Source organism: Arthrospira sp. PCC 9901, from assembly GCF_059013425.1.
Genome location: NZ_CP102296.1, coordinates 1692116 through 1711342, shown reverse-complemented (window position 1 = coordinate 1711342; position 19227 = coordinate 1692116). Strand labels below are relative to the sequence as shown.

Annotated in this window: 12 protein-coding genes and 1 pseudogene; 8 read left to right on the top strand and 5 right to left on the bottom strand. The window is 42.6% G+C overall.

Translation table 11 applies throughout. The features are described 5' to 3' along the window. The first annotated feature begins 195 nt into the window (after positions 1–195). Both NLZ44_RS07460 and NLZ44_RS07455 read left to right on the top strand, forming a co-directional pair. Positions 196–1596, top strand: coding sequence for an AAA family ATPase (locus NLZ44_RS07460; protein ID WP_493752352.1), 1401 nt, complete (start codon positions 196–198; stop codon positions 1594–1596). A 2-nt stretch (positions 1597–1598) separates the two neighbouring features. Beyond that, positions 1599–2075: pseudogene (locus tag NLZ44_RS07455) on the top strand (DUF4435 domain-containing protein); the annotation flags it as partial. 148 nt (positions 2076–2223) lie between these two features. Here NLZ44_RS07455 and ltrA read toward each other — a convergent pair. After that, positions 2224–4035: a group II intron reverse transcriptase/maturase gene (ltrA, locus tag NLZ44_RS07450; protein ID WP_493750963.1), complete on the bottom strand. Its 1812-nt coding sequence runs from the start codon at positions 4033–4035 to the stop codon at positions 2224–2226. Positions 4036–4781: 746 nt separating this feature from the next. Between ltrA and NLZ44_RS07445 the strand changes: the two genes are divergently transcribed. Beyond that, positions 4782–5105 (top strand): hypothetical protein, encoded by a 324-nt coding sequence (locus NLZ44_RS07445; RefSeq protein ID WP_493752351.1) that lies wholly within the window; start codon positions 4782–4784, stop codon positions 5103–5105. 77 nt (positions 5106–5182) lie between these two features. Here NLZ44_RS07445 and dnaA read toward each other — a convergent pair whose 3' ends face one another. Then, positions 5183–6544, bottom strand: coding sequence for a chromosomal replication initiator protein DnaA (gene dnaA / locus NLZ44_RS07440; RefSeq protein WP_493752350.1), 1362 nt, complete (start codon positions 6542–6544; stop codon positions 5183–5185). Between the two features lie 149 nt (positions 6545–6693). Here dnaA and NLZ44_RS07435 point away from each other — a divergent pair, with 149 nt between their 5' ends. The 4 genes from NLZ44_RS07435 (at position 6694) to NLZ44_RS07420 (ending at position 9960) form a co-directional block, all read left to right on the top strand. Further along, positions 6694–7968, top strand: a complete 1275-nt coding sequence (locus NLZ44_RS07435; protein ID WP_493752349.1) for an HhoA/HhoB/HtrA family serine endopeptidase — start codon at positions 6694–6696, stop codon at positions 7966–7968. A 39-nt stretch (positions 7969–8007) separates the two neighbouring features. Then, a complete protein-coding gene (gene def / locus NLZ44_RS07430; RefSeq protein WP_493752348.1) occupies positions 8008–8541 on the top strand; it encodes a peptide deformylase in 534 nt (177 codons plus the stop codon). Positions 8542–8564: 23 nt separating this feature from the next. Then, positions 8565–9134 carry a TerD family protein gene (locus NLZ44_RS07425; RefSeq protein WP_493752347.1) on the top strand — a complete coding sequence of 190 codons (570 nt, stop codon included), beginning with the start codon at positions 8565–8567 and terminating at the stop codon, positions 9132–9134. Between the two features lie 226 nt (positions 9135–9360). Beyond that, positions 9361–9960 carry a TerD family protein gene (locus NLZ44_RS07420; RefSeq protein WP_035760030.1) on the top strand — a complete coding sequence of 200 codons (600 nt, stop codon included), beginning with the start codon at positions 9361–9363 and terminating at the stop codon, positions 9958–9960. Positions 9961–9971: 11 nt separating this feature from the next. Here the strand turns inward: NLZ44_RS07420 and NLZ44_RS07415 are convergent, their stop codons facing one another. Next, on the bottom strand, positions 9972–15167 hold the full coding sequence (locus tag NLZ44_RS07415) for a protein kinase domain-containing protein (RefSeq protein ID WP_493752346.1): 5196 nt from the start codon (positions 15165–15167) through the stop codon (positions 9972–9974). 214 nt (positions 15168–15381) lie between these two features. After that, positions 15382–15531, bottom strand: coding sequence for a pentapeptide repeat-containing protein (locus NLZ44_RS07410; RefSeq protein ID WP_493752963.1), 150 nt, complete (start codon positions 15529–15531; stop codon positions 15382–15384). 342 nt (positions 15532–15873) lie between these two features. Between NLZ44_RS07410 and NLZ44_RS07405 the strand changes: the two genes are divergently transcribed. After that, positions 15874–16962, top strand: coding sequence for a HEAT repeat domain-containing protein (locus NLZ44_RS07405; protein WP_493752345.1), 1089 nt, complete (start codon positions 15874–15876; stop codon positions 16960–16962). Positions 16963–17097: 135 nt separating this feature from the next. On the opposite strand, the gene NLZ44_RS07400 is transcribed toward NLZ44_RS07405, so the two are convergent. Further along, a complete protein-coding gene (locus tag NLZ44_RS07400; RefSeq protein WP_493752344.1) occupies positions 17098–19227 on the bottom strand; it encodes a PAS domain-containing sensor histidine kinase in 2130 nt (709 codons plus the stop codon).

Genomic DNA, 19227 nt, shown 5'->3' with positions numbered 1-19227 from the left:
GTAAAGAGCTAGTATTAATCCCCAATTCGCGAAATTACAGCGAAGGATTTACAACTGATTTGCTACGAGTGGTTTTATCCGACTTAAACTCTGTTTCCCCAAACCGGGTCAGCTAAAATTGTTCACTGGAAGGGGAAAGGCTTATAATAGGGGACGACTGTACAAATAATTACCCAAGTAAGTGATTTTATCAAAATGTCTATTGACCTCCAGCGAATTCGGATAGAGCGTCTCTTTGACGCTTATAATTTAGATGTACCCATTCAAGACAATACTTTAATCCTAGTTGGTGAAAACGGCTCTGGGAAAAGTACACTAATTAATTTATTATACTACACATTAACGACTCAGTGGGATCGCCTAAGCCAGCTTCCCTTTCATTCCTGTATTGTCACAATTGGCAATCAAGATTATACCATCAAAAGAGAGGATTTACCCACTACTCAAAATCAAAAAAGATTGTCGTTGATTAGGTACTATCAAAAAAGGCTATCTTCCCAAGAATTTGACAGTCTTATCAATGAATTAGCCGACCATGACTCAGAATACTGGTTGTCAAAAAACAGATTCCTAGAATTAAGGCATAAATTCCCTGGAATTTCCCTGATGGCATTGCGAGAGTTAGCTAGAGTTAGTCCAAGATTGGCATCTTTAGATGAAAATGAAGTAGACCAGGTTATAGATATACTAGCTAAAGCTGTACAGTCTAACGAGAGAGAACAAGTCTTGTTTTTGCCAACTTATCGCCGAATTGAAAAAGAACTAAGCGATGTTTTTCCTGATATAGACTTGAATGATGTGTTGCCTTTTTCTAAAACTAAGAGTTATCGGAAAAAGCTACAGTCTGGATATGTTGAACTTGTTGAATTTGGTATGGAAGATGTAATGCAAGCATTTGACTCGACTTTATCAGACTTGGATCAAAATTTCCGCACTGCACTTAATCGGCTGACTGGAAGTTACTTAGGGGACATTATTCGTAATAACTATAAAAATGTTGAGCCATCTCAACTGTCTACGGATAAATTTAGGGAAACAATTAAGGTGATGCTTCCTCGGATTGGGGATATTCTTTCAGAAGGCGATCGCCAAAAACTGGGACAGTTACTTGAAGATGTAAAAACTAACCAGGTTTTATTAGAAGAACAACGGGTGACTGCTTATTTTTTGACTCGTTTGGTCGAAATTCATAAAAGTCAACAGGAAAAAGAACAGCCAATTAGAAACCTCGTTGATTTGGTCAATCAGTATCTCAGCAACAAAACCTTAGAATTTAACTCCAGTGAATTTAAGTTAGTTTTTAAGCGAAAAAATAAAGACATGACAGAAGTTCCGATTGCGGGTTTATCTTCTGGGGAAAAGCAAATTATCTCCTTATTTACTCATATATTTTTAAGTGACTGTGATCAGTATTTCCTGGTAATTGATGAGCCGGAATTATCTATATCTGTACCTTGGCAACGCCGTTTTCTTCAAGACTTGAAAGATACCCAAAAATGTGCGGGTTTAATTGCCGTAACTCATTCTCCTTTTGTGTTTGAAAATTCACTAGCGGAATATGCACATTCTATCAGTGAGTTTATCGAGGAGATTTAAAAATGTCATCTTTTTTGGATGCTTTGAAGGCTGCACCGAAATCATCCCAAGCTAAATTAAATACATTTCTCCTAAGTTTTCAACCCCAGGGAAAGGCGATCGCCATTTTTCTGGAGGGACGCGACGATCCTTCCTTCATTCGAGTCAACGTTCAACGATTTGCTGAACAGAAGGGTTTATCGGTCGAAACCATTATCTTAGGGAATAAAAAAGAAGTTTTGAATGCTTATGATTATCTAGAGAAACGATTTCCCAACCACCCCAAAATCATGTTTTTTGTGGATAAAGATCATGATGACCTCATCGGTGAAAATCGGGGGACAAAAACTGAGCAAGGCTTATTCGTAACCCAATACTACTCTCTTGAAAATTATCTAGTGTCAGAAACAGCCATTGCGGCGATATTAACTGATTTTTGGGGCTGGGATTCATCCAACAAAGCTATTGCGATCGCCTGCCAAAAATTTGATCAATTCCAACAGGATTATCCTCAAGTTTTTTTGCCATTGATGGCGTGGCTTTTAGCTACTCGTCGATTAGGAGAAAAACCCATTAGGGTCGAGAATGGAGTCGCCTCCATTCCCTCCCATTCAGAACCGTGCGTGAAAGTTTCCCTTCACACGGCTCCTAGTCTGACTGTTCCATTGTTAAGGATACGGCTTTGGCGTTGTTTAACGCCGTTTTATCATCGTGACAGTGGCGGTGTAGTAGTTGAAGATTCTTATATTCATCCTTTCCACCTTGGCTTCGAGGTATAATGTGGTCAACTTCAACTAAATCCGATGGTGCGAAATACTGTCCACACCAGGTACACCTCCCCTTTTGCTTCTTGAGTAGTTTGGCTACTCTAATTGGCGTATCAATTGCTTGTCCTTTCCTGGTTGCCCAGTAAGTCCAATTTCCGTCGTATGGTGTTGCTTCCGGGCGTATTAGGGTATGTCTGACAATTGGAGTCCATTTATGTTTCCATAATTGAATTCCATCCTTAGTCTTGAATAACCAAGTTTCATGTCTTTCTTTTCCGTTGCTAAGTTTAACCGTTTCTTTGTGGAAGTAGTTTCTTAGCTTTTCGTAACTTGCCTTTCCGCATCTTGATGATGTCCATGCCCGTAACATTAACCAAGTTATGTGGTCTAGTTTAACGAAGGTCTCAGATGAGACGACTCCTGAATAATAGTTTGACCATCCCCTTATGATTGGGTTTAATCTGCTAATCAGGGCTGATTGAGGTGCTGTTTTATGTTGTTTAATTACACCTTTTATCACTTCTGTATGGGCTTTAATTGCCTTTTTGTTGGGTTTGATATGAGTTTTGAGTCCCAACATTTTGTGAGGGTTTTTATTAAATAGGAAGCCTCCTTTTCTTCTTCCCCCACTTTTTCCAGATTTATATTTTCCTACTGGATATTGCCTGATATTGAATCCTAGAAAGTCAAATCCTGGTTCTTCTGTTTTGCCGTTATACTCAATAGGATTGAGCGTATGGCAGATTCGAGTCTTTTCAGGTTTTATTTCTAGTCCTACAGGTTTTAGCCATTCGGAAATGGCAATTTTGCACTGTTCAATGATTCTTAGGTCTTTGGATATGACCACAAAATCATCGGCGTATCTTATGAGGTTTACCTGAAAGGTTGTTCCTTTATTTGGATACATTGTCTTTATGAACCTAACCATCCCATCCAGTGCGATGTTGGCTAGGAGTGGACTTATTACCCCTCCTTGAGGTGTCCCTGCTTCTGTATCCTCGAATACACCGTTATCTAGCACGCCTGCTTTGAGCCATGATTTCAGGTCTCTTTTTAGACTGCTTGGACAATGAATTTTGGACAGAAGGTAATCATGGTTTATTCGGTCAAAACATTTCGCTATATCTGCATCCAGAACGTAATAACCTCCTTTGTTGATACTCTGAAAGATTCTGGATATTGCATCATGGGCAGACCTTCCAGGTCGAAACCCGTAGCTTGTGCTTTCAAATCTCGATTCCCATTCCGGTTCGAGTGCCGACTTAACCAAGGCTTGCCTCGCTCTATCTTGGATTGTGGGTATTCCCAGGGGGCGTTTTTCATCCCTTCCAGGTTTTGGAATCCACACCCGTCGCAGTGGTTTTGCTTTAAGGTTTCTTTTAATATTCTCAACAAGTTCAAACCTTTGCCTTGGTGAGATTGTTCTCATTCCATCGACACCGGCTGTTTTCTTGCCTTGATTATCTTGGGTCACTCGCCGCACTGCTAAGAGTCGGGCATAATATGATTTCACCAATAGACGTTGCAACCTTCTTGCCTTTGCATCCTGTCCCGATTTAGCTGCTTGAAATATCCTCTTTTGGAGCTTGAAAACTTTTCTCTGAACTTTCGCCCAGGGAATTTGTTTCCATACATTCGTAGTCTTGATTAGCTTTGATTTCTCAAAACCTTTCTTTAAACTCGCATTCGCCATAGTAACTCCTACTAGACTCTATTCTTTACAATCAAACCGTGACCCGTTAGCATATCCCTACCATTACAGTTGGGCGTTGGCTTTTGGTCACATCTCACCCCCTAATAGGCTTGCGCTTACACTTTCACTACTGATTATCTCGACCAGATACTCAGAGCCTAGAAGGGGTTAAAACGTTCCGTTTATATGGGCATTCCATCTTTAGACTTGTCCTGTCCACCGGGGTACTTTAAAGGTCTGTGTAGGTGTTGATGTAATTACCCTACTTTTCCCCTTATTCTTTTGAACGCAGCGTGTCAACCTATTTCGCTACTTATTAATGACGATGGTTCAAGTCGGAGCATTCAAATTTCCTTAGTCATGGATGGTTGGCAGTGGTCATATTATTGGGACTAGGTTTCCCTCATGCCTTCCGTTCCCCGCTTCAATCCCAGGATTGTGAATCCTAAAATTGGGGGTGGCTATCGCCGTTACTCTCAACGCAATTGTTAAGGAATCATTAAGATTTCCGGTTTTGCGTTTTGACCTTGAGTTCCCTGCCTTGTTTGGTATATTTTTATACCAAACGTAGGGACATATAAACAGTTATGGGATGGTCAGGATACGAGTTCCTTATATTCCACCAAGGGGTGAAAGTCCCACTAGGAGGTTATTTCAGGCATTACAGCCTTATTTGACTCCTAAACGTCTCGCACAACATCAATAATATACAAATTTCCATCCTGACTATCGATATCAATTATAAAATGATGCTAAACTGTGAACCTGACATCTATACTTACTTAGGGATAGTCTGTCATGTCAATATCCAGCCAGATCCGATGACAATTGACTCTACTATCAGAGAACTGGAAGCCTTACCGACAAAAGTTTGGTTGCGGGGAAAACAAGAACTCTGGTGTTTAATACGGTTCTTGAGTAGACTGGAAGAAGAGGTAAAAACCGGACAAATTAAGCTAAAAATTAGATCGCAGATCAATATCAACAATATCGTTGAATTGCTGTCCCCCCGTCTCCCCTGTCCTTCAGACTTGAGAGATTACCTAGACAATAGACTCGGTAGTTTATAGATGACCCCCCACAGCCTGTTATAGGTCAGACTTGAGAGCGATCGCACTCCCCTAGATGTCCAGAAATGCCGCCACTGTTAATGACTGTTTAAATTAATACGATCGCTTAACTGTTGTAGAATCTGATGGAGTTCCGGATCGCGATCGCGACGTTTGGCAATCTTTTCGCAGCCATACATAACCGTTGTATGATCTTTCCCTCCAAACACTTCCCCAATCTTAGGTAAACTCAGATCCGTATGCTGTCGCATCAAATACATCCCCACCTGACGTGCTAAACTAATTTCGCGACGGCGAGAATTGCCTTTTAAATCCTCTACCGATACCTTAAACTTGTCCGCCACCGCTTGGATGACTATTTCTGGGGATGACTCGGACTTGGGTTCTGTCGGGGTTAAAACCGCCGCAATATTCTCCACATTCATGGGAAGACTGGAAATAGAAATATAAGCCACCGCGCGAATTAAGGCTCCTTCCAACTCCCGAATATTCGAGGTGTAGTTAGTCGCAATATACTCAATCACCGCTGGGGGGAGTCGCATATTTTCATATTCAGCCTTTTTCTGAAGAATAGCCATCCGCGTTTCTAAATCAGGAGGTTGAATATCCGCTACTAACCCCATGGAAAACCGAGAACATAGGCGATCTTGCAATCCCGAAATTTTCGACGGGGGGCGATCGGAGGCTAAGACAATTTGTTTCCCCGCCTCATGGAGAGTGTTAAAAGTATGAAAAAACTCTTCCTGGGTGTACTCCTTCCCCTCAATAAACTGGATATCATCAACTAATAACACATCAGCGGCTCGGTAATGGTCCCGGAAACTCTGCATACTGTCGCGGCGGATCGCGGCAATTAAATCATTGGTAAACTTTTCTGTAGATACATAAAAAACACGAGCATAAGGATTAATTTCTAAGCGGTAATGACCGATCGCCTGCATTAAATGAGTTTTTCCCAAACCTACCCCACCACAGAGAAACAGCGGGTTAAATTCACGTCCGGGAGACTCAGCTACAGCCAGAGATGCAGCATGAGCCAAGCGACTCCCCGACCCCACCACAAACCGGGAAAACATATATTTAGAATTAAGGTTAGGCGGTTTATGCACGCTAGAGACTACTTCCCCTGGGGTATCTAACCCACTCGATGACACCCTAGGACTGTGATCATTGGTTGTCATTAATTCTCCGGTTCCGGTGGTGATACAAATTTCTAGGCGATCGCCCATAATATCCTGGACGACATCCGCGATGATTTCCCGGTAGTGTTTTTGTAACCAATTACAGGTGAAGGGGTTAGCGGTGCGAATTACTAGACAATGGTTTTCTAGGCTAGTGGCGATCGCTGTCTTAATCCAGGTATTATATGTCGGTTCCCCAAGCTGTAGCTGGAGACGTTCCAAGACTCGATTCCATAACTGTTCAAGAGAAATATCCACGGCTTACCAAAATTAAAGATTTGCTCCCGCGATTCTGCCAGAGCCGGCAAGAATCATGTTAAATTGGGACAAAGTGCCTGATCATGACGGGAAGTTGGTATCAGATGCTAACCCCGGACAGCCCCCTACTAAATTATATTTGAGTCATTATGACTGATACCACTGGAAAAGGCTTTTGGAAACACCCTGTTATCTATTTTCTGTTTTTGCTGATTGGCGGAACTGGAGCATTAATCGGCGATCGCTGGCTACAGAACAAATTAGGCGACCCTGGTAATCCTAACGAGACAGCCTCTCAGGTCAGTTCCCCAGATAGCGCCACTCTCGGTAGCACAGAAACTAGACCCCAACCTAGACTTAACGCCCCTAATTGGCTGACTCACCCCTTTAATCCCTCTTCTGATCAAGCCTCTAACTTTATTGTAGAAGCAGTCGATAAGGTGGGTCCGGCGGTGGTGAGAATTAATGCTTCTCGGCGGGTCAGTCGCGATCGTTTCGATGATTCTCTCCCTAGGGACTTCTTTAATCCTCCTAGGGGTATGCGTCCCCCTGGCGATCGCCTTGAGGAAGGGACTGGCTCCGGCTTTATTTTATCTCCTGATGGTCACATTCTCACCAATAGTCATGTCGTCGAAGGTACCGATACCGTCCAGGTTATATTAAAAGATGGTCGCCGCTATGATGGTCAGGTGTTGGGTACTGATTCGGTCACAGATGTAGCCGTGATTAAAATTGACGCGACCAATTTACCCACTGTCACTATCGGAAATTCTGAACAACTCTCCCCCGGAGAATGGGCGATCGCCATTGGAAACCCCCTCGGACTTGATAACTCCGTAACCGTCGGAATTATTAGCGCTACAGGACGTTCTAGCACTGATGTCGGTGTTCCTGATAAGCGTATAGGATTCATCCAAACTGATGCTGCTATTAACCCTGGTAATTCTGGCGGTCCCCTGCTGAATGCTAAGGGAGAGGTCATTGGGATGAATACAGCCATCATCAGCGGCGCTCAGGGCTTGGGATTTGCGATCCCCATTAATCATGCTCAACAAATTGCTCAACAGCTAATCGCTTCCGGTCGCGCTGAACACGCCTATTTGGGAATTGAAATGGTCACCCTCACCGAGAGATTTCGCCAAGAACTCCAAAATAGCCAAGGTTTGCCATTTGCTATTCCTGACACTGATGGGGTATTAATTGTTAATGTCGTATCTGGTTCCCCGGCTGACATAGCAGGACTGCAACCGGGAGATGTGATTCTGAATCTTGACCAACAAACTATTACAACCTCTGAAAGAGTACAGCAAATTGTACAAAGTAAGGCAGTTGGTAGTATACTAGAAATTGAGGTGAATCGCAACGGAAGTTCACAGATATTGCAAGTGAAAACTGGGAATTTGCCATCTCAAACAACTGGCTAAACGGTTCTACCTCGGTTTGTGAATTTTGGAGGCATTGCTATGGGAGATATACTCGCGGTTACTCAGTTGGGCGACCCGGTGCTGCGTGACCATGCTCAACCTGTTGCTAATATCTGGGAAGCGCGTATTCAGTCTCTGATTGATGATTTAATGGCAACGGTGATTGAAAAAAATGGCGTGGGTATCGCTGCGCCACAGGTGGGATATAGCGATCGTATCTTAGTCATCGCTTCCCGTCCTAGTATCCGCTATCCAGCAGCGCCCGAAATGGAACCCACCGCTATGATTAACCCCAAAATTATCGGTAAATCTGAGGAAATGGTGGCTGACTGGGAAGGCTGTTTAAGTGTTCCGGGAATTCGGGGAATTGTTAACCGTTATCAGGCGATCGAAGTTGAATATACCAGCCGTGATGGTCATCTTCAACACCAAGAACTAACTGGGTTTGTCGCTCGTATTTTTCAGCATGAGTATGACCACTTAGAAGGGATCATATTTTTGGATAGGGTAGCTGACTCCCATAGCATGATGACAGAAGACGAATATCAGAAACGCATTGTTTTTCAAAGCTAAATTGAGTTGAAGGAGAACCTAAGATGTCAGTCAATATCAAAAAAGGTGAGCGGATTAATCTTTCCAAAGAGTCCCCCGGACTGCAACAGGTGGGAATGGGTTTAGGATGGGATATCAATGCTACTGATACCGGGGTGGATTTTGATTTAGATGCTTCCGTGTTTATGTTAGCCAGCAATGGGAAAATCCCCCAAGATGAATACTTTGTATTCTACAATAATTTGAAGTCCCCTGATAGCGCGGTTAGACATTTAGGAGATAATCGCACTGGGTCGGGAAGTGGTGATGATGAGGTGGTGGAAATTGATCTAAATCTGGTTAATTCTGCGATCGAAGAATTGATTTTTGTCGTCACAATTCACGAAGCAGACCAACGGCGACAAAATTTCGGTCAAGTCCGCAATTCCTATATCCGTATTTATGACCAGCAAACTAATACCGAGATTGCTAAATATGACCTAGAAGAAGACTTTTCTCGGGAAACCGCCGTCGAATTTGGTCGGTTATATAAGAAAGGTGGCGAATGGCGATTTCATGCAGTTGGACAGGGATATAATGAGGGATTACAAAGTTTCGTAGATAAGTACGTTTAAAGTACCTTTGGCGTTGACTTAATCTCATTCCCAAAGTGAGAAATTGGCAGTCACAATTAACTAATTAGCAACCGGATTTCTGGATTAATTCTGATGAAATATGAACAATATTCAAGCAGGATAAAAATTCTGGGAGAAGTAGTTAACTAAGCCATTAACTATCAGATAAATGATAGAAATCCGATTGCTGACTGATTGTTATGATGCAAAATTTGGAGATTTTACCATGAGTATTAACCTGAAAAAAGGACAGAGTATTGTTCTTGATAAAAGTCAATATGACCTATCTAATGTGATGATGGGTTTAGGATGGGATGTAGTAGAATCTAAGGGGTTTTTCGGTAATTTACTGGGAGTCAATGCCGATTTTGACTTGGATGCTTATGCTATCTTACTCTCCAATAGTGGCAAAATCGGCAATTATAAAGATGATGTGATTTATTATGGTCATTTAAAGTCTAGTGATGGCACAGTTTATCATTCTGGAGACAACTTAACTGGGGAGGGAGAAGGGGATGATGAGTGTATTTTTCTGCGTTTAAATTCTATCTCCGATAGGTACAGCCACATTATTCTTGGGGTAAGTATTTACCAAGCTAAAACTCGCCAACAGCATTTTGGTCAGGTAGAAAATGCTTTTGTCAGAGTGGTAGATGCTAAAGGTAAAGAAATGGCTTTATATAACCTCTCAGCAGACCCTTCATACGACCAAAAAATTTCTATGTTGATGGGGGAACTTTACCGAGACAATGGTAAATGGAAATTTACGGCTTTGGGTACTCCCCTCAATCAAGATTTAAGTGGGGTTGTTAAAAAGTTTATGTAAGGGGGTAAATTCTAACTCAAGCGGAGTTTTTCCCAGCAACGATTTAAATAAATTCTAGCCACCATATCGTTAGGATTTTGAGATAAACAATCGTGAAATCCCTGTTTAGCTTCTAAGGTATGGTTGAGATAATAAAGGAATAGGGAACGCTCAAATAATACCTTAGTTGCTAACTTTTTAGCGTGTAATTCTGGGGGGTCAGCATCAAAAAACTCGTAAACTGTTACCGCATCAGTTTTCCCCTTCACCTTCACTCGGTCAATAATTCTAAAGGCGTATTGATTAGGGTCATCTAATCCCATCAAGGTTTGGTGGGTAATTAGCAAAGACACGCTATAATTTTTGGTGAGACTCTCAATGCGAGCCGCTAAATTAACCGCATCTCCAATAACGGTACTATCCATGCGGTTGCGACCACCAACAGTTCCCAGCATGAGGGTTCCTGTATGAATACCTACCCCAATGCGGATAGGTCGCCTTCCGGGTCTACTACGGGTCAAATTATACTCACTTAATTGTTTTAACATAGCAATTCCCGCCTGAACAGCGTGGTCGGGTTTTTCGCCAAATAAAGCCATAATTCCATCGCCAATATATTTATCAATGAAACCATAATTATCGACAATTTCTGGTTCCATACGGCTTAAAAAAGCATTGATAAACTTAAAACTATCCTCGGGTGTCATACCTTCAGATAAACTGGTAAAGTCTCGGATATCAGAAAATAAAATTGACATTTCTTTCTGGACAGCAGTTCCTAGTTGAACTTCGACTAGACTTTCATAACCTAAGCAGGAAAGAAACTGATGGGGTACAAACCGACCCGCAGCGTCTGTCATTTCAAATTCTGCATCTAAGGCTTTATCTAAATTCCGATTTAATTCGGAGAGTTCATTTAATAACTCTAATCGCTCTTTTTCGGCGATTTTGCGTGAGGTAATATCTTCCAATAGTCCCTCATAGTAAAGTAAATCGCCGGACTGGTTTCGGACGGCTCGCGCGGTTTCAGAAATCCAGATTTTTGTACCATCTTTGCGATAAAACTGACATTCAAAGTTGGAGACTTCCCCCTGTTCTCTGATTAATCTTTCAAAAGTTATGCGATCGTCGGGATTGACATATATTTGCTGGGAAATATCCTCACAAATGTTGATGATATCCTCTGGGGAATTATAGCCTAATATCCTAGCCATGGCGGGATTTGCTCGGATAAATTTGCCATCGGGGGTACTCTGAAATAAACCATCTAAGGCATTTTCAAAAATACTGCGATATCTTTCCTCAGCTTCTCGGAGAGCAATTTCTCGTTGCTGTTGCTCGGTAATATCTTGAAAGGCAATAATGGCATAGACTAAATCACCTTCTTGGTCATAATAAGGAGTTACCCAACTTTCAATAGGGACTAATTTATCGCCTTGATTAATTTCCAGAAAATTGGCGATCGCCTTTTTTTCTTGATGGATATCAACAGCATTGGAACTGTCTGGATAACCATCTAAAAATGGCTGTAGCATAGGCAAAAAATCATCACAAATATCCCCTAATTTTAGCTTTTTATTCAGCAAATTTTTGGCTTGTTGATTGATATATTGTAACTTCCCCACACTATCAACTACCGCCACACCCACTGGCATTCCTTCTAAAAATTGGGTCATGCGTCGCTCCCCTTCCCGCATTTTCGAGTAAAGTCGAGCATTACCAATAGAAATAGCAGCTTGAGAAAATAAAACATTGAGAATTTGTAGTCTTTCTGAGGTAAAAGCGCCGTAAATCAAATTGTTTTCTAAATATAAAACACCCACCAAGTCGCCGCGATGATGAATCGGCATACACAGTAGAGATAATAGTTGATTATCTTGTAAATATTCATCCTCTGGCTTGATAAAATCACGGCTAACATTATCAAAAATGACAGGTTTTTCCGTAGACATGACCAACTCGATAATCCCCTGAGATAATTGTTGGGTCATGGTGACAGGAATAGACTCTAACACTGATATAACTTGAATTTTACCCGGAGTCTTTTTGGTGGAATTAGATGTAGATATCATATCACAAATGGCGACCCCTTCTATAGCCAAATTGGATAGGCGATCGCCTAAAATAATACAACACTTTTGCGCGCCAGCAGTCTCTAATAGCACCTGCATTAACTTAGATAATAGCTGCTTTAAATCGATTTCTCCAGATAAGGCTTGGGAAGCTCTAATGGTAGTAGATAAATCCAAAACATCCGAGCCTGTACTACTAGAAATAATAGTTTCTGTGGCTCCCAAATACTCTGACTTATGGCGAGATAAAATGGGTCTTAATAGTGAAAAATAACTGGATTCTAGCAGTTTAATCTTAGCGGATGCTTGCCAATTGGCATAACCATAATAGGCATCAATTAAATAAGTGCGCGCAATTTTGTTCCTTTCCCAGTCTAAATAAAACAGTGCTGCTCGTTCATTAGCTACCGCCAACTCGCGGTGATGACCATGTTTTTGAGCTAATTCTATGGCGCGGTCATAGGCTTCGATCGCCTCAATACGGTTTCCTAAAACTCGATATTTTTCAGCTTCCACTAACTCCCATAAATGCCTAAAATTTTGCGGCGCGGACACACAAAAAGATTGAATAATATCCTGATTCTTCCTAAGGGTTTCCCCCACTTCTAGCGGTGGGGGATGAATGGCTAATTGAATTAAGGAATCATAGGCATAAAATAGCGCTTTGGACACCACACAAATGACGTTATTCACATGATTTCTGGCTAACTGTGCATACTCCCAACCCCTAGGAAAGTCTCTCAAAATATAAGCCACCATTAAGCGATCGAGATAATCATTAAAGGTTAATATCTCTGGTGATGAGTTCCCTAACCAGTCTTCTAAAGTCAAAGTACCCTTGAGGGTGTTAATGGCTTCCGTAGGAGTCAAAGAACCATTATCAACCCCAGTTAAATAAGCCAAGCGGGGTAACTGTTCAGCAGGTAGAGAAGAACGCCAATTAGCTAGGGACTCGCGCCGAGGTCTAATCCCTTGATTAACCCATTGTAACACCTTGGACTTTAAGGGAATAAAATCTAACTTATCCAGCCATTTTAAGGCTAATTTACCATAAGCATATCCCCTATCTAAATCTCCTGATTCGGTCAAGATTAAACCGGTGGCGGCGTAGGCTACAGCTAGGCGATCGCTTATTCCCAACTCCACTGATAAGTTGACTAATTCAAAGCCAATAAGCTGCGACATTTGGGGGTAATAACGGCGACTAGCCTCCCAAATTAATGACAGTAGATGTACCGCCGCGCGCCGGGTATGATTAGCTGGAGAATTAGGGGATAATTCACTGGGATAATTATCAGGTTCTAAATGAGATAGACTCAGGAATTTAACCCGCGACTGCTGTAATATATCCCCCCGGGGAACCAGGGGAATTTCTACCCCCAGTTGTTGACATAAATTCAGGGTATTAATAATCGGTGTCTGGGATTGATTTTGATCAAGGTCTACCAATATTTTTAATTCCCAGGCTTGTACTTGATCAGCAAAAGTTTGAGCTTCCGCCAAAATGCGATCGCACCATTGGCTCATCTGTTCCTCATTACCAACCAGATAAGCCACCCGTGCGGCTTGGGTATAAAGTGCTAAAGTCAGTTCATATTGTCTTGTCCATCCCTCCACACCAATTAAACCGATACCCACCATCAAATATCCGATCGCATGAGGGTAATTTTGCTGATCTACAGCCAAAAATCCAGCGGTTAAATTCAGTTCTGCTAATCTATCCCTTTCCCACTGTTCCCCCATCAATTCTACACCCAAATTCAACTGATTGACTACCAGAAAATGTAATATTTTTTCCTGAGAATCAGAGGGTTGTGCGGTTAGATATGGGTAAAGCCGTCTTCCCAATTCCAGATGGATAGCAGGTCGTTGGTGAGGGAGAATTTGGTGATAAGCAGCCACGCGGATACTAGGGTTAACAAAACCATAGCAGTTGGCGGTTACTAACTCAATTAAATTAACAGCGATCGCCTCAGTCAAAAGCGCTCCCATTTGAGCTTGTGAGACCTGAGAAGCCCTGAATAAAATATCCCAGGCGAATTCATCCCCCAAACAAGCCGCCTGTTGTAGTAGCCTTTGAGTCAAGGGATTTAACCGTTGTAATTTTTGGTCAACCTCCGGCTGCATTTGATGGTCTAAAGATAGGTTTTCTGTCAGTTCTACTGACCGAAATTTTATCAAATTATCCGGATAATTTGAATAGGGAACACCCAGCTTAATCGATGTCTGTTGGTTGTCGATTTCCCATTGTGTTTTCGCCTCTACCAAATCCATATAGATACCCCAAGCAGTTTGATATCTATCTTCAGGATTTTTAGCCATTAATTTCATAATTATATCGCTAATAATTAACGGAATTTCTGGCTTAATGACATGGGGAGGCTGAGGTTTTTTGGCAATATGGGCGTGAATAAACGACATGGGGTTATTATATTTAAAAGGTAATTTTCCCGTTAATAACTGATAGAAAGTTACCCCCAGAGAATAAAAATCTGTCCGGTGATCAACCCCTCGATTAATGCGTCCCGTTTGTTCTGGCGCAATATAAGCCGGAGTCCCTTCTAAGCCTTTATTCTGATGGTGTAAAATTACCTGATCTGAGAGTCTCACAGAAATGCTAAAGTCAATCAACTGAATAGCTAAAGTAATTGGCTCAATCAGCAAATTTTGAGGCTTAATATCCCGGTGGATAATTTGGCGACGGTGTAGACCTTCAATAATTTGAACAATAGCCGTGGCGACGGTCAAAAATTTGGGTACATCAAGGGGATACTCATAGATATATTCAGCCAAAGATATCAACCCATCATCAGCCATAATTAAGGCTAACCCATTACCATAGGGTTGCAGAGTTAATATATTAACAATTCCTGGTAATCCTTTGAGGTACTCGGCGATAGTATATTGGTGGCGAAATTTCTCCAATTCATTGGCGGTAGGATAGCGATCGTGTAATAATTTAATTACCACAGGTTGGCGATCGCCACCACTCAAAGCACGATAAACAGCCGTACTCGAGCCATTGTAGATGAGATCGAGAATTTCATACCCTGGTATTTGGACTGTTGGTTTGGAGGCTTCCATCTGATTTAGGCTCACCTTCCGACTGGTAAAGTTAGTTACCATCTCAACCTGCGAATTAGCCTTTAAATTCATGCTGCTATCTTTCCCGTTTTCCCCGTTAAGCTGTTCCCTCTTTCCTTTTCCCGAACTTGATTAACAACTATTCACAGTTGTTCACTTTTCACCCTGAATTAGTAAACCGAGAAATCGGCAAAGACCACCCCAAATCAGCAACAATAGCCGCCACTTTGAGGTAATGGGAAAAGCTCGAAAGTTGACCAGAAAAGCACTTACAGGTTTAGGCGGATCATCTCGGAATTTCACTATTGGGCATAATAGCCTTTTTGAGATAAGTTATCATCAGCCCAGTTTCCGTAAAATCAGCACCCACGAGATTAACTCTCTTGAGATTAGCATGACTCCAATTAGCTCCTCCAAGTTGACACCCCTTTAGGATAGCGTGACTTAAATCAAGCCGTGTTAGGTCTGTTGTCTTGGCTTTTGGTAAATCAGCAGCTTTGAGATTAGTATTATATAACCTGGTTTGGTGTAGATTTGTCTGTTCTAGGGAAGCATAGCCTAAAACTAGCCCCCACTAAACCCGACTTATACCAGGGGGCCCCTTATCGATTCCCATTGATTGGCGATCGCCCCCATAATTCGCTAATATGGCGTAGGGTGCATCAACCGCAAGGCGCAACAAAAATGTTACCATGAAGCCCAGATTGGCGATCGCATTCCTCTAACCAGCCAAAGCGCGTTTTCAAGTAGCCCTTAGTTATCACCCCCTTTAAGTTTCATGGCTTTGGATCATTTAATGTTATTTTTGTCACTAAGTTTAACTGGGTCAGGATTAGTTGCCGCTAGTCCTAGCCAGAGTTTAACCGTAGCGCAACAGCTTAGGGAAACTGCTGGGATGATCTCCCCATCTCCCTTCCTAGCCGCTACAACTTCTGAAAGTCTGCTTTTAGCACAGGAAAACCCCAACAGCAATGGCAACAATCAGGTACAATCCCCTTCTGGTTTCCCAAAAGCCCTGATTCTTTTAGGAGTTGGTGGAGTAGTTGTCACCGGTGGCGCAGTATTTATTCTAATTCGGCTTCTGGCTACCCCCGACTTAGACGAAGAGTCCCAGGAAACTCAACAGACTACCCAACCACAACCCGCGCCCGAAATTTCCCCCACCTCCCCTCAGACCTTAATACAGTTTCCAGCCATAGAAGCGCCCCCCGAAGCAGACCCCCCCATTTCCGAGAATGGTTTGATTAATCTTCCCCCTACCCCCGTTACCGAATCTACTACAGAAGCGCCCCCCGAAGCAGACCCCCCCATTTCCGAGAATGGTTTAATTAATCTTCCCCCTACCCCCGTCACCGAATCTACTACAGAAGCGCCGCCTCCCCCTTCAGTCCCCACTGAACCCACCTTAGTACCCGAGAGTCCCCAGCCTGTCAAAATCGATCGCATTGAGGAACTAATTTTACAACTACAGTATCCTAACCCCAATCATCGCAGCAAAGCCATTTGGGAGTTAGCCCAACAGGGGGACTCCAGAGCGATCGAACCTCTGGTAAACTTGCTATTTACATCAGACTCCAAGCAGCGTAGCAAAATATTGGCAGCCTTAGCAGAAATTAGCACCCGCTGTATCAAGCCCATGAGTAGGGCCCTCGTTTTTTCCTTGCAGGATGAAAACCCAGAGGTACGACAAAATGCCATTCGGGACCTAACCCGAATTTATGATTTAATGTATCAAACTAGCCAGATTCTCCAAAGAGCAATGGATGATCCCGAACCCGATGTCAGGGAGACCGCACAATGGGCCGCCGATAAACTCAGTCGGATGCGTCCTTTACCTATCTCTAGGAATCATCTCGATAATCAATAATTGATTGAGTGGGATTACATAGGCCTTAGCTTTTCCGGTTAGCGTGATTATTATTTACTATCTACTATCTACTATCTACTATCTACTATCTACTATCTACTATCTACTACCTATCCCCTCCGACCCTAGCAATCACTAGACTAATTGTTCCCCATCAATCTTCGTGCAATTCAAAGGCATAGAAATGATAAACTTAGTTCCTTCTCCTAGTTCGGAAATACATTCTATTTTTCCCCCATGTTTTTCTACCACAATTTGATGAGATATAGCCAAACCTAATCCCGTACCTTTTCCCACAGGTTTAGTAGTAAAAAATGGGTTAAATATTTGTTGTCTGACTGACTCCGGGATTCCGGGGCCGTTGTCGGAAATCTCCACAACAACCATATCCATATTTTCCTCATATTCAGCCAATTCTAACCGGGTGCTAATCTTGATTTCCCTAGGTGCGGGTTGATTTTCCAAAGCATCGATCGCATTTGAGATTAAATTCATGAACACCTGATTAATCTGGGAAGCATGGCATTCTACCCGAGGCAGTTGCCCATAATTACGGATAATATGTGTCTCCCCTTGTGCCGCTTTTGCCTTCAGGCGATTTTGTAAAATCAGCAAAGTGCTTTCAATTCCCTCATGCAAATCAACCGCCTTCATTTTCGCCTCATCTAGTCGCGAAAAATTGCGTAGGGACGTAACAATTTCCTGAATGCGATGGGTTCCCAACTTCATTGATTCCAAAGCCTTGGGTAAGTCATCTAGCAGAAAATCCACATCAATATCAGCCACAGCCTCTTTAAGTTCTGGCAGTGGCTCAGGGTAATATTTATGGTACATACACAGCATATATTGAATATCCTTAATACAGGTATCCAAATACATTAAGTTCCCATGAATGAAAGCCAGAGGATTATTAATCTCATGAGCCACTCCCGCCACCATTTGACCCAAACTCGATAGCTTTTCAGCTTGAATTAGTTGGGTTTGGGTGCGTTGTAGTTTGTCTAACGCTTTTTCCAGTTGAGCCGCTTTTTGTTTTTCCAATTGCTGTTCAACTAATAAAGCCGCCTCTATAGCCTTGCGATTCGTAATGTCGCGCACGATCGCCAAAACCACATCATCCCCACTTTTAACATAGCGAGCCTCATAGGTGCGCCATCCTTCCTCAAAAGGCAGCATATATTCCCCAGACTGAGACTGTCCGCTAGTTAAAGTTAATTCTAAATAGTGGCGTGTCCACCAGGCCAGGTCCTCCGAAAAGACTTGCTCAACCGTTTTTCCCAGAACTTCTTTAGATTCTGTCACCCGATCATCCTTAGACGGGAAATAGTCAAGAAACACCCCATCTCGGTTCAGACGAAACATTAAATCGGGGATCGCTTCAATCAGGCTGCGATTTCTCACCTCACTTTGTCGTAAGGCTTCCTCCATCTTTTTGCGATCGCTAATATCAGTTTCAATCGCAATAAACTTAGTCAGATCCCCCTGGTGGTTAAAAATCGGAGTAATGCTAATAGACAGCCAGTAGGGACTCCCATGGCGTTTATAGTTAATCAACTCCCCACGATAGGGCTTGTGTTCCTTCAGACAGGCGCGAATTTGGCCTATAGTTTCCGTATCACTCAAAGGTCCCTGGAGAAAAGACCCTGGCGTTAGACCTTTCACCTCTTCCAGAGTGTAGCCTGTAATCCAAGTAAACGCCTCATTAACCCATTCAATCTTCCCATGGCGATCGCAGATAATCACCGCATTATCAGTTTGACTCGCCACCCAGGAAAGTTGGGTCAGTTCCAACTCAATTTCCTTGCGTTCCGTAATATCCTGGGTAACTACCCAATACTTCTCTGGGGTAGCACCTGTTTTCATCAAAGGTACAATAGTCGTTTCCAGCCAAACCTCTCGTCCCGTCAAAGTACAGTTTTGCAGTTCACCGCGCCAGACACCGCCAGATCTAACCACAGACCAGACCTTCTCTTCCCAAAAATCCGCATTATAGCAGCTAGAATTTAGCAACGGATGCAGTTTACCGATTAACTGTTCTGCACCGTAACCGAAAACCTCAATAAATCCCTCGTTAATTTCCACAAGTGTGCCATTTTCGTCTACCCATGCTCCTGGGGTGGTCCGGTTGACCACCTGACGAAGATCCCAAAGTTCCTGTTGACTTTCATGTAATTGTTGTTTGGTTTTGGTCAAATCAGCCACTGCTCTCTGATAAGCTGCTACCAAAGGTTCGGGGAACAGGAGCCCTAAAAGTTCTGCGCTCAT

Excerpts from the sequence above, each read along its gene's own strand:
- NLZ44_RS07460 (WP_493752352.1), top strand. The coding sequence starts at position 196 with ATGTCTATTGACCTCCAGCGAATTCGGATAGAGCGTCTCTTTGACGCT.
- NLZ44_RS07445 (WP_493752351.1), top strand. The coding sequence starts at position 4,782 with ATGATGCTAAACTGTGAACCTGACATCTATACTTACTTAGGGATAGTC.
- NLZ44_RS07400 (WP_493752344.1), bottom strand. The coding sequence starts at position 19,227 with ATGAGCGCAGAACTTTTAGGGCTCCTGTTCCCCGAACCTTTGGTAGCA.
- NLZ44_RS07435 (WP_493752349.1), top strand. The coding sequence starts at position 6,694 with ATGACTGATACCACTGGAAAAGGCTTTTGGAAACACCCTGTTATCTAT.
- NLZ44_RS07425 (WP_493752347.1), top strand. The coding sequence starts at position 8,565 with ATGTCAGTCAATATCAAAAAAGGTGAGCGGATTAATCTTTCCAAAGAG.
- def (WP_493752348.1), top strand. The coding sequence starts at position 8,008 with ATGGGAGATATACTCGCGGTTACTCAGTTGGGCGACCCGGTGCTGCGT.
- NLZ44_RS07420 (WP_035760030.1), top strand. The coding sequence starts at position 9,361 with ATGAGTATTAACCTGAAAAAAGGACAGAGTATTGTTCTTGATAAAAGT.
- ltrA (WP_493750963.1), bottom strand. The coding sequence starts at position 4,035 with ATGGCGAATGCGAGTTTAAAGAAAGGTTTTGAGAAATCAAAGCTAATC.
- NLZ44_RS07405 (WP_493752345.1), top strand. The coding sequence starts at position 15,874 with ATGGCTTTGGATCATTTAATGTTATTTTTGTCACTAAGTTTAACTGGG.
- NLZ44_RS07415 (WP_493752346.1), bottom strand. The coding sequence starts at position 15,167 with ATGAATTTAAAGGCTAATTCGCAGGTTGAGATGGTAACTAACTTTACC.